Annotated in this window: 13 protein-coding genes; 5 read left to right on the forward strand and 8 right to left on the reverse strand. The window is 36.1% G+C overall.

What is annotated here, in order from left to right; translation table 11 throughout:
* Positions 1-65: 65 nt before the first annotated feature.
* Both miaA and AAOP42_RS21770 read left to right on the forward strand, forming a co-directional pair.
* Positions 66-977, forward strand: a complete 912-nt coding sequence (miaA, locus tag AAOP42_RS21765) for a tRNA (adenosine(37)-N6)-dimethylallyltransferase MiaA (protein ID WP_349530703.1) — start codon at positions 66-68, stop codon at positions 975-977.
* A 25-nt stretch (positions 978-1002) separates the two neighbouring features.
* Positions 1003-2658, forward strand: a complete 1656-nt coding sequence (locus AAOP42_RS21770; RefSeq protein WP_349530704.1) for a M1 family metallopeptidase — start codon at positions 1003-1005, stop codon at positions 2656-2658.
* Here the strand turns inward: AAOP42_RS21770 and AAOP42_RS21775 are convergent.
* Both AAOP42_RS21775 and AAOP42_RS21780 read right to left on the reverse strand, forming a co-directional pair.
* Positions 2655-3203, reverse strand: coding sequence for an inorganic diphosphatase (locus AAOP42_RS21775; RefSeq protein WP_349530705.1), 549 nt, complete (start codon positions 3201-3203; stop codon positions 2655-2657). The genes AAOP42_RS21770 and AAOP42_RS21775 overlap by 4 nt on opposite strands.
* Before the next feature lie 106 nt (positions 3204-3309).
* Positions 3310-4029 (reverse strand): NUDIX hydrolase, encoded by a 720-nt coding sequence (locus AAOP42_RS21780; RefSeq protein ID WP_349530706.1) that lies wholly within the window; start codon positions 4027-4029, stop codon positions 3310-3312.
* Positions 4030-4242: 213 nt separating this feature from the next.
* Here AAOP42_RS21780 and pyrE point away from each other — a divergent pair, with 213 nt between their 5' ends.
* Positions 4243-4872 (forward strand): orotate phosphoribosyltransferase, encoded by a 630-nt coding sequence (gene pyrE / locus AAOP42_RS21785; protein WP_349530707.1) that lies wholly within the window; start codon positions 4243-4245, stop codon positions 4870-4872.
* A 30-nt stretch (positions 4873-4902) separates the two neighbouring features.
* On the opposite strand, the gene AAOP42_RS21790 is transcribed toward pyrE, so the two are convergent.
* From AAOP42_RS21790 to AAOP42_RS21800, 3 genes are read right to left on the reverse strand one after another with little or no spacing between them, the layout of a single operon-like run.
* Positions 4903-5679, reverse strand: a complete 777-nt coding sequence (locus tag AAOP42_RS21790; RefSeq protein ID WP_349530708.1) for a TIGR02757 family protein — start codon at positions 5677-5679, stop codon at positions 4903-4905.
* Entirely contained in the window at positions 5672-6760 is a 1089-nt protein-coding gene (locus AAOP42_RS21795) for a LysM peptidoglycan-binding domain-containing protein (protein WP_349530709.1), read from the reverse strand. Before AAOP42_RS21795 ends, AAOP42_RS21790 begins: the two co-directional genes overlap by 8 nt.
* Positions 6750-7520, reverse strand: coding sequence for a hypothetical protein (locus tag AAOP42_RS21800; RefSeq protein WP_349530710.1), 771 nt, complete (start codon positions 7518-7520; stop codon positions 6750-6752). Before AAOP42_RS21800 ends, AAOP42_RS21795 begins: the two co-directional genes overlap by 11 nt.
* A 211-nt stretch (positions 7521-7731) precedes the next feature.
* On the opposite strand from AAOP42_RS21800, the gene AAOP42_RS21805 reads away from it, so the two are divergent.
* Both AAOP42_RS21805 and kdsB read left to right on the forward strand, forming a co-directional pair.
* Positions 7732-9093 carry an NfeD family protein gene (locus AAOP42_RS21805; protein WP_349530711.1) on the forward strand — a complete coding sequence of 454 codons (1362 nt, stop codon included), beginning with the start codon at positions 7732-7734 and terminating at the stop codon, positions 9091-9093.
* A 1-nt stretch (position 9094) separates the two neighbouring features.
* Positions 9095-9856 carry a 3-deoxy-manno-octulosonate cytidylyltransferase gene (gene kdsB, locus AAOP42_RS21810; RefSeq protein WP_349530712.1) on the forward strand — a complete coding sequence of 254 codons (762 nt, stop codon included), beginning with the start codon at positions 9095-9097 and terminating at the stop codon, positions 9854-9856.
* 15 nt (positions 9857-9871) lie between these two features.
* Here the strand turns inward: kdsB and AAOP42_RS21815 are convergent, their stop codons facing one another.
* From AAOP42_RS21815 to AAOP42_RS21825, 3 genes are all read right to left on the reverse strand, one after another.
* The gene (locus AAOP42_RS21815; protein WP_349530713.1) at positions 9872-10174 is read right to left on the reverse strand and encodes a DUF1330 domain-containing protein; all 303 of its coding nucleotides are present in this window, start codon (positions 10172-10174) and stop codon (positions 9872-9874) included.
* 36 nt (positions 10175-10210) lie between these two features.
* Complete coding sequence (locus AAOP42_RS21820) at positions 10211-10561, reverse strand: Hpt domain-containing protein (RefSeq protein ID WP_349530714.1); 351 nt, start codon at positions 10559-10561, stop codon at positions 10211-10213.
* Positions 10562-10948: 387 nt separating this feature from the next.
* Positions 10949-11668, reverse strand: a complete 720-nt coding sequence (locus tag AAOP42_RS21825; protein WP_349530715.1) for a hypothetical protein — start codon at positions 11666-11668, stop codon at positions 10949-10951.
* Between the last annotated feature and the right edge of the window lie 162 nt (positions 11669-11830).

Genomic DNA, 11830 nt, shown 5'->3' on the forward strand with positions numbered 1-11830 from the left:
ATATTTTACAAAATAATGATCGATCACAAAAATCCGGCATAGTTTTGTAGCTTCCTTTGAATTCAATGATCAAAAAGAAGCAACTTATTGTGATAGCCGGACCAACTGCGGTAGGAAAGACTTCTATGGCAATTGATTTGGCACGCCATTTTGATACGGAAATCATCTCTGCCGATTCCAGACAATTTTTTCAGGAAATGAACATTGGTACAGCAAAACCAACAGTGGAAGAGTTGAGTTTGGCAGTGCATCATTTTGTTAATAATCTTTCAATAGAGGAGGATTATGATGCTGGTAAATTTGCTGAAGAGGCTGAACAATTACTTGTACAGCTTTTCGAAAAACACGACAAAGTAATACTGGTTGGTGGGTCAGGAATGTACATCAAAGCACTCTGTGATGGCTTTGACGAAATGCCTGAAGTGCCTCAGCACATTAGAATGGAATTGAGCGAAACATGGGCTACCGGAAACCAAGAGAGCCTGCTTGAAGAACTGAGGTTGAATGACCCTGAGTTTTATGAATTTGTTGATTACCGCAACAAACAAAGGGTGACCAGGGCATTGGAGGTAATTCGTGCGACGGGCAAATCTTATTCTTCGTTTAGAAAAGGAAAGACAAAAGTCCGGAAAGCGTATTCAATAGTTAAAATAGGTCTGGAACGGGAGAGGAGCGAGTTATATCAATTCATTAATTTGCGAATGGATGCTATGATCGATCAGGGTTTATTTGAAGAAGCCGAAAGCCTCTATCCGTTCAAAGAGTTGAATGCCTTGCAGACCGTTGGTTATAGGGAAATATTTGATTATTTAGATGGGAAATACGATAAGGAAGAAGCCATTCGTTTGTTGAAAAGAAACTCACGAAGGTATGCCAAACGGCAGATGACCTGGTTTAAAAAAGATGAAGAGTTTAAATGGTTTTCTCCTGAAGAAAAAGAAAAGATTATTAAATACATTGAAAGTCAGGAACAGTAGTAAGTGGAATGAAATTAGAACAAGCATGAATAAACTATTTGGACTGATCATTTTAGCTGTATTACTCTCTGATATTAAGCCAATCACAGCTCAAGATCATCAATATACAAGACAAGACTCGTTGCGTGGTTCTATCACTCCTGAGCGTATATGGTGGGATTTGACTTATTATCATTTAGACCTCAAAGTTGACATAGACAATAAATTCATCTTCGGAAAAAATTCAGTTTATTATAAAGTCTTAACTCCAAACCAGGTGATACAGATTGATTTGCAGCCTCCAATGAAAATCGATAAAGTACTGCAAAATGGAAAAGAGTTGACGGTCAGACATGAAACGAATGCTCATTTCATTGAATTATCTGAAGTGCAAAGGGAGGGGGCTCAAATGGAATTGGATATATACTATTCGGGTAATCCAATTGAAGCGAAGAATGCTCCCTGGGATGGAGGTATAGTTTGGTCAAGGGATAAAAAAGGAAATCCCTTTGTAGCATCAGCTTGTCAGGGAATTGGTGCCAGTGTCTGGTGGCCATGCAAAGACCATAGTTATGATGAACCAGACAGCATGCTTATAAGTACTACAGTTCCTGAGACATTGACAAATGTTTCTAATGGTCGGTTGAGGAAGGTTGACGAAAATGTTGATGGAACAAAAACATATCATTGGTTTGTGTCGAACCCCATCAATAATTACGGAGTGAATATTAATATTGGCAATTATGTACACTTTTCAGAAAAATATACAGGAGAGAAGGGAAGTCTTGATATGGATTTTTATGTGTTAAAGTATAATTTGAAAAAGGCTCAAAAACAGTTTACACAGGCAGCCATGACTATCGAAGCTTTGGAATATTGGTTTGGTCCTTATCCTTTCTATGAAGATGGTTATAAGCTGGTGGAGGTGCCTTATCTGGGGATGGAGCACCAGAGTTCGGTAACTTATGGTAATGGCTATAGCAATGGTTATAGAGGTCGTGATTTGAGTAGCTCGGGTTGGGGAATGAAATTTGACTTTATCATTGTGCACGAAAGTGGTCATGAGTGGTTTGCCAATAATATTACCAACATTGACGTAGCTGACATGTGGATTCATGAATCATTTACTTCATACTCAGAAAATCTATTCCTCGACTATCATTATGGAAAGAAAGCCTCGTCTGAATATGTGATCGGTACCCGACTCAATATTGTGAATGACGAACCTATTATTGCTGATTACGGCGTAAATCAGAGAAGTTCAATTGATATTTATTATAAAGGATCTAATATACTTCATACTTTGAGGCAAATCATTGATAATGATGAAAAATGGCGACAAATCCTTAGAGGATTGAATAAGGAGTTTTATCACCAAACAGTCTCAACCAGGCAGGTAGAAAATTTTATTTCTCAACAAGTCGGTATCAATCTTAAAAGCTTTTTTGACCAATATTTGCGAGATTCTCGAATGCCTGTGTTGGAATATTTTATAAGGAATAATGAATTGAATGCAAGGTGGACAAACTGCTTAGGTGAATTTGATATGTCTCTGAAAATCAAGTCGAATGGTAAAGAACATTGGATAAAGCCTACTACGCAATGGCAAGTGATGAAGCTGGATGAAAAAACAGAATCCATCCGGATAGATTCAAACTTTTATGTAGGCAGCATGAATGTTTTGGGAAATTCGAAAGATTAGGATTTCTTCATCAACTCATTGTAATCATTGATCGCCTGCTTAACGATAAGTTTGGCAATATCTGCATCTAAAAAGTCTTTGACCTCAACTGTTTTCTTTTCCAGTTTTTTATAGTCTTCAAAGAAATTCCTCAGCTCTTTCACAAAGTGTTTTGGGAGTTCTGAAATGTCATTGATATGGTTGACACTCATGTCATTTTCTGCTACAGCTATGATCTTATCATCGTGCTCACCCTGATCCAGCATCCTCATCACGCCAATTACTTTCGCAGGTACTATACAAAGCGGAACGATAGTGATTTGAGACAAAACCATGATGTCCAACGGGTCATTGTCATCACAATAGGTACGTGGAATAAATCCGTAATTCGCCGGATAATATATAGAAGAATACAGCACACGATCCATTCTAAGCAACCCACTTTGTTTGTCCAACTCATACTTTGCTCTGGTGGCAGTGGGAATCTCAATGATACCATTTACTGTGTCAGGTGCATTTTCACCTATTTCTACAGAGTGCCAGGGGTTGTTGGATTTGTTGCTCATCTTTGATTTATTGTTTAGTGCTATTTGATAATTTGATTTTTATCAACATTAATATTGTTGCAAGTTAATATTGTTTCCTAACCTGATGGCAACAATATTATCTCAATTACTTAAAACCGTGAACTTTTTGGATTGGTTTAATCCCGGATCTGTCCTCATGCAACATTGGATTTTCGAAATAAGTAATGATCACACTCTGAATAGTGGCAAATGTGTTGGTCATTGCTATTTCTACTTCACGTTTATTCATCCACCTTGCCTCTACGATTCCCTCTTCTTTTTGTGGTTTTAGGTTTGAATCATCTATACAATCCATAGCATACCAATAAGTTCTTTTCAATACATACTTGTTGTTGCGTAGATAGGTGTGCCAGGTAGCTCCAATTTTACTGTGAATTTTTACTCTTACGCCTGTTTCTTCTTCTACTTCACGCAATGCACCTTCCTTTTTTGTTTCGTTGTTTTCTAGTTTTCCTTTGGGCAAGTCCCACTTTCCTTTTCTGAAAATCAACAAAACCTTATCCCCATTTTGCACAATGCCTCCGCCGGCTTCTACTATATCAAACTTAGATTTCAGGTATTCAACACTTTTGACTTTGTCTTTTACCTGAATAAGAATCTTTTTGATCTTATCATGGCGTTTTTTAGTCATAATCTTCAAGAGATCGTCTATGGCTTCCCTGTCTTTGTTGCGTATTAAAACCCGTCCTTTTAACTTATTAAGTGAGATTTTCTCCTCTTCATGGGTGATCTCAATGTCATAAGACTTTTTGGTATGTTTTTTATCGGTAATTTTTACCGGGATGTCATTAATATATATCCTCATACATATATAATTATTAGGAAGCAAAGTCAACTTAAATCATTCGACACTTCTTCCTTAGGCTATCTCCTTTATCTGTTACTATTGGCTATCAATTACTTATATCAATAGAGATATTGTTCACATTAATACGTCGCTAATCTATAGAATAATTCTCTGCCAAAGAGTAGAAAATATTACTAATTTAGCACTCAGAAATTTATTAAATAATACAGGATGAGTATCAAAAATTACATTGCCACCGAATTGTTGAAAATAGAAGCCATCAAACTAAGACCGAATGACCCCTTTACGTGGAGTTCGGGATGGAATTCTCCAATTTATTGTGACAACCGAATGACTTTATCTTATCCTGAATTGAGGGCTGCAATTAAAAATGCATTCAAAGAAGAAATTGAAAAACGGTATCCTGATGTAGAAGCCATTGCAGGTGTAGCCACTGCCGGAATACCACAAGGAGCATTAATTGCTGATGCTATGGGATTGCCTTTTATTTATGTGCGCTCCAAAGCCAAAGGACATGGCATGACCAATATGATAGAAGGTGAGGTAAGGAAAGGCCAAAAAGTTGTAGTGATTGAAGATTTGATTTCAACTGGTGGAAGTTCCATAAAAGCTGCTTTGGCTTTGAGAGAAGCAGGAATAGAAGTATTGGGGCTTGGAGCTATATTCACTTATGGATTTCCACATGCAGCAGCCAACTTTAAAGCAGAAAACCTGGACTTTTTTACTTTGAGTGACTATACAGCTATGCTCAAACCAGCTGTAGAAATGGGGTATATTAGTGATGCCGATCTCAAATCTCTTGGAGAATGGAGAGAAAATCCAGAAGGGTGGAGGAAGTAGTAGAAGCAGGTTGACTTTATGCAGGTAGAATCAAAACTTCTCGATCACTCCCAAACCAAATAAAGCAAAATCATACTTCACAGGATCATTTGGATCAAATTTCTGTAAGTTTTGGGTGAGTTCCTCTGCTGTTTGCCAGTCGGTTTGTTTTCTGGTAATCAATCCCAGTTTTCTTGCAATCCTATCCACGTGTACATCGCATGGACATATTAATGCAGATGTTGGTATATTTTTCCAAATACCAAAATCAACTCCATTTTTATCATTTCGTGCCATCCATCGCAGAAACATATTGAGACGTTTACATGCCGATTTGTTGGCAGGAGTTGAGATGTGTTTTTTTGTTCTTTGAGGAAAATCAGGCAGATCGAAAAAGTAGTTTCTGAAATGAATCAGCGCAGATTTCATCTCAAAATCGTTGTTATTTGATGCACTGATGAATGCCATTTCCAAAGAATCATGCTGATGGTAATGATGTTTTAATTTTTCAATAAAATAAAGCGTATCTGTAGCATTGAATGTACGGTGTTTGAAGCTTAGCAAGCGTTTGAGGTCTGTATCCTCATGGGAGGCAATGAAATCATGAGGTGAGTTGTCCATCAATTGCATCAACTCATTGCACTTGTTGATGATGGTCTTTCTTTGTCCCCAGGCTAAAATGGAAGCGAAAAAACCAGCTATTTCAATGTCTTGTTTTTTTGAAAATTGGTGAGGGATACAAATTGGATCATCCTTTATGAAACTTGGATTGTTAAATTCCTCTACTTTTTGATCGAGAAAAGATTTTAACTCATTTGAATCAATCATTCTCTCTAACGTATCCTATTTCTACAGGTATTTTTGCATCGAGAGCTTTAAGTTTTTCATAAGCTGCATGTGATATTCGAATGAGAACATTCTTATTTATTCCGGTTTCAGGAAGTTTGCCTACCACACGAGCAAAGATTGACATATTGTTCATTTGGTTTTTTACCTCTATCACTGTTCCAACAGGAGCAGTACGGTGCAGGGCAAGATACCTTCTCGTGTCGTTTGTATTTTTTATTTTCATGGCAAACCCATCTTCAAGGGTTTTGTTTAAGTTTCCGATTTTTTCTGTTCGCTCTTTAAAGCGGCTATTGTTAGTCGATACATAAAGGGTGTCTATAGGTTCAAGTTCTTCAATTTCTTCTGTATCAGGCACTACTTCGTTTTTAATAGATAATTCGTTTTCTTGAGCTTTTTTAGAAATGAGTAATTTTTGTCCGATATTTAGCTCATTGGATGTCAGATTGTTAAGTCTTTTGATCTCCTCTAAAGAAGCGTTGTACGATCTGGATATACTATATAGAGTTTCAGACCCTTTGACTATATGATATTGATTCTGATTCAGTCTGTTTTTTATAGGATCATTTTCCGCTATTGGAATAGTAACAGGCGATTTAATAGTACCTTGGTCAATTGGTTTTTCCCTTTCCAAAGATTTAAACCCTACAATAAGTGTATCCCCAAGACTTAGTGTAGTTGATTCCAATCCATTTAAAAGGATCAAAGAATCAATGGAAATGTTATATTGTTTTGATAACCTGTACGAAGTTTCACCCGGTAGTACCACGTGTAAAATTTCATTACCACTTAAAGAGATACTTTTTGAAGTCTCATCTTCAAAATAAGGAACTACTATTTCCTGATTGATATTGATGCCATTTTCTATTCCCTTGTTGTTGTTGATTAATTCTTGAATTTTGACATTATATTTTTTAGAAATAGCAAACAACGTTTCCTGAGCATCTACTTTATGGATGATAAACTTTTTGCCTCCATTAGTTTCCATTCTCAAAGAGTCCATTCCTGTTGCTTTGCAGGCAAAACAAATAAACAGGGTTATAATCAGCAGCTTAAACTTCATATATATTCAAAGTATTTTTATTTGATATAAAAACAAGTTTGTTTTCCAGTACAAAAAAAGTGTCTTTTCCGATTCCTTTCAGGTTTTCACCCAGATTTATTGTGCACAATACCTCACCCTCACTATTTGCTACCAGTAATACGTTTCCCAGGGTTTTATTTTTATGAAAATAATAAGATAGAATCATAACATTTCCTACTTCCAGATACTCACAGCATATAGCCGCTTGATGTCCTGTTTTTTCATTAATGAATTTAGAAAACGTACCAAAATGCTCACTGTTCTCAGGATACAACAACGGAAAAGACTCAGTTTTATTAGACTGAATATCGTTTTCTTCTGGCATGTCAATTACCAGACCTGTCTTAACGTCCCAGTAGGCAAACCGATTCTCAAAATACTGATGTGGAGACTTGATCACCTCTCCATTGACCTCCAAAATACGAAAGTTTTCTTTTTCCCACTCTAAACTTTTGGTTTTGTAATTATAGGCAATTGCAGTTGCGTGATCGGGGTTTTTACCGTTGTGGTATTCGTTGAGAATAAGATGGGTTGATGTGACTGATTTAAGTACCAGCGTTTTACTGTTTTTGACAAATACATCTTCTACAGCTATCTTGAAAGATTGCAGATCTACTATGTGATACTGGGGAGATGGAGTTGACTCGCTGATCTGTTCAAGACAAATGACCGCATGATCATCCGATGGTTTGACGAATCTTATTAAACTTGAAAATTGCTTTTGAAAAAGTATGTCCAAAATAATTTATGGTTAAGGGTATAGCTATAAATTACGCCAAACCGTTAAATTTACATTAGAAAGTTATCACTATAGAGTGATGGCAAAAATCGAAAATATTGAATACATATAAGCAATTAATCCTGATTAATCCATGGAAAATAATTGACTGTTTTTCAGAGTTGGTTTTGAATACTATTAACCTTACACTTTCATTAATTATCTATCTGGCATGTTTATCCTAAAAAATATAAAATTTCTTCTCGTACCACTGCTATTTGTATCTCTGTCAGTTTTAGGGCAGGAAGAGAAAGTAAAAAAGGACAAACCCTTGGTATTCAAAATGAAATTGGATAGTGAAATCGATCCAAGAACCAACCGTTATTCTGAGCTGGCACTGGATCAGGCGAGAGAAATGGATGCTGATTATGTAATCATTGAAATGGATACTTATGGAGGTGCTCTAAATGATGCTGATGATATTCGAACCCGGGTAATGGAGTTTGAGATTCCCATTTATGTATTCATCAACAAAGATGCAGCATCTGCCGGGGCATTAATCTCCATCGCCTGTGACAGCATCTATATGGCTAAAGGTGCCAGTATAGGGGCAGCTACTGTGGTGACTGCAGATGGATCTGCTGCTCCGGATAAGTACCAGTCTTATATGCGCTCAATCATGCGGTCAACGGCAGAAGCAAATGGACGTGATCCTAAAATAGCTGAGGCTATGGTGGATCAGAATATTGAAGTGGACAGCATATCTCAGGAAGGGCAGGTAATCACATTTTCTACCTCAGAGGCGATCAAATACGGTTATTGTGAAGCTCAGGTAGCCAATATAGATGAAATAATGAAACGTACAGGAGTTGAAGATTATGAACTCTATGAATATGCTTTGAGCGCAACCGATAAACTCGTGCAAATATTCCTCAATCCCTTTCTGAGTGGTATTTTGATTATGGTTATTCTGGGTGGAATCTATTTTGAACTACAAACGCCTGGTGTGGGTTTTCCGATCTTAGCGGCTATTGTGGCTTTAGTACTTTACTTCATTCCTTACTACCTCAATGGATTGGCTGAAAATTGGGAGATAGCATTGTTTTTTGTAGGTATCATTTTAATAGCCCTGGAGATATTTGTGATCCCCGGCTTTGGGTTGGCAGGAGTAGCCGGAATCACTCTCACACTTGCCTCATTGGTATTGGTGATGCTCAACAACAATGCATTTGACTTTTCATTTGTGGATACTTCTAAAATTATTACAGCATTGTTTACTACGGCTGTTGCACTAGGTGGTGCTATAGTTCTTATGTTTATAGGTGGTGCTCGTTTGACACAATCAAATGTTTTCAAAAGAGTGGCTTTAATGGATGAAATGACAAAAGACCTGGGCTTTACATCCAATTTTAAAAAAGAAACTTTTACCGGAAAACAAGGGGTGGCTTACACAGTACTCAGGCCAAGTGGTAAAGTGATGATAGATGGAGAGTTGTATGATGCTTTTACCCGTGGAAATTATATAGAAAAAGATACTGAAATAGAAGTGATTTCCGATGAGGGGACATCTCTAAAAGTAAAAGCCATTTCATAAAATGAAGATATTAGGAGTAATTCCGGCAAGGTATGATTCGACTCGATTTCCCGGGAAATGTCTTGTGGATATTCAGGGAAAATCAATGGTAAGGCATGTGTATGAGCGGTCTGTTTTGGCTAAGTCATTGACTAAGGTAATAGTAGCGACAGATGATCAGCGAATTTTTGATGAAATAAAAAATCATAATGGCAATGTGGTGATGACTTCTACGACTCATCGTAATGGGACAGAAAGGTGCAGTGAAGTGTTGGAGAAGGTTGAAGAAGAATATGATTACATTATCAATATTCAGGGAGACGAACCCTTTATCAATCCCAAACAGATTGAGATTCTGGCTTCTTGTCTTGATGGCAATACAGAACTTGGTACCTTAGTGAGGCATGAGACTGATATGGCCGTTTTAGATAGTCCAACTGAGATGAAGGTTGTACTCAATAAAAACATGGAAGCCATGTACTTTAGTCGGTCAGTTATTCCTTTTGTTCGTGATGCGAAAAAGTCAGACTGGGCGAAAAAACACCAATTCTACTTACATGTCGGTATTTATGCCTACAGAACGGACATTTTAAAGAAAATAGTTAAACTCTCGCCAGGTGAATTGGAAATGACAGAGTCACTCGAACAATTGCGTTGGCTGGAAAACGGATACAAGATAAAAGTTGCTCTGACTACACACGAGTCGTTTATGATTGATACACCAGAAGATTTGGAAGCTGCACTTGAGCATTTCTCCCGAAAGAGGGCAGAGGTTTCTAATTGACTGGCCACTCAAAAGTCACATCTTATGCCCTTTGATGAGTAATGTTGAGCGAACGGATTGTTCTTTCAAATGCAAAAAGCTTAACCGGGTATCATCACTCAAAAAGTTGTTTAAATCTTCTTCAGAGTCAAAAGAGATAAAGTGTATTTCATAGGGACGGTCTTTGTCACCTGAAATATAAGATTCTTCTGTAGGCCGTAATCTGTAAATAATTTTGCCATTGTACTTTTCCATCAACGGAATAGCAAACTCTTCAAATTTCTGAAACGTTTTTTCTGCTCCGGATTTCACAAAAATCAGTTGAGTAATAAAAATCATTAGTGTGGGTGTAGGAAGGATAGTACTAAAGAAATTCTAATACCTTCCTGTTGTTAATAAATCATCAATGTCAGAGAGTACTTCCAAAGAGTATTTATTAAGAAGGCTAATTTTAACAGAAATGGAATCTATGTCTATTTCGTTCTTTGTAATTTGTTCGATCTCCCTTACCAAATTAGAAAACTCATCAATTCCAAGTAGTAATATAGAAGGCTTGATTTTATGAGCAATTCTACCCATTTCCTTCCAGTTTTTGGTCTCAAATGCATAGTTGATTCCATCTACTGATTCCGGGGTGATTTTTACGAAAGTGGTCAACATTTCTTTAATGAAGTCTCTGTCGTTATCACTAATGTTATATATATACTCTAAATCCACTTTTATCATAGCAGAAGGGTTAAAGTTGAGAAGCTATTTGTAATATAATATTTAATAGAACTTAATATAATTTTTTGTAAAAAAATTGAATAATAATGCAGTAGAAAAATTTAAACCCTTGTGTTTTACACTTATAAGTCTGGCATTGCTTCTTTATTAGGAATAATCGTATAAATATGATTGAGCAGAACTTTTTGTGACTACTTGATGGCTTTATCCTACCTTATTTTGCTGATAGATTTTCTCTATTTTAATTCATTAATTTACTGTAATTCAATGTTTTAATATTATTCATATTAAGTGATAAATTATATACAACAAATTCTTAATGGCATACCTCGTTCTTATTTTTTAGAATAACAGGTTTCTTGAAGTAAGCTTTATCAGACTTGAAAGTTATGTTTCAGAATATTCATTGTTATAATCTTTCTGCAAATGTCTGAAATAATATGTGGCCAGTAATGCCAGAAAAATAATGAATGGATAGTTCATTACATTGTCTTTGGTTTTGAAATCTCCCTGACTTCTGCGAGCCATTTTTAAAGAACTGTAATCTGTGTTTTCAAAATAGGTAAGTAGAGTGGTTTCGAGAAGTTTGCCTTCATCGGAGGAGCAAAAGGAAAAATCGTGATTCCATGAATTGATTGAAACGCATACAGGAAAACTGGGCTTTTTCACATTTTGATTAATACTTTTAGCTAGTATTATTTCCCCAGTAGTTTTATCAATATTTATCTGCAGGAATTCAATATCCAAAAGACTAAATCTAAAGTAGATAAAGTGCCATATTTTATTTGCAATGTTTCGAATGAATTCAGGATTGTTTTCTTTATTCCACACAAAGTAGTAGTTTATTGCCACTTCTGAATCTTCTTCAATCACCTCGTAAAAAATATTTTCCAATTGTGTATCATCTTCAATTGAAAAACTTACTTTGGGCATGTATTTTTTAGCCAGGTCATAAGGGCTGTAATCAGATAATTTAAGGTTAATTTGAGTGTCTGGTGAGCTAACTATATAATCTCTGTCAATAGAACCAGTGATAAGCAATCCGATTGATATTATTCCTAAAAAGAAGATCAATCTAATCAGGTAAAATTTTATTTTAAAGAGCATTTGGTAAGGTTGGTAATGTAGTTTGAGTATCAAATCCGTTAGTAGCAATATTAATACAAATTTTGATTTTGACTCCTTGAAAGGCCGTCATTTCATAAATGATATTTAGAGAGAAATAATTTATTGAATTCCAAAATATGTGTATGCTGTAAATTGATGATT

Source organism: Reichenbachiella sp. MALMAid0571 (assembly GCF_040151475.1).
Lineage (GTDB): Bacteria > Bacteroidota > Bacteroidia > Cytophagales > Cyclobacteriaceae > CAXBNB01.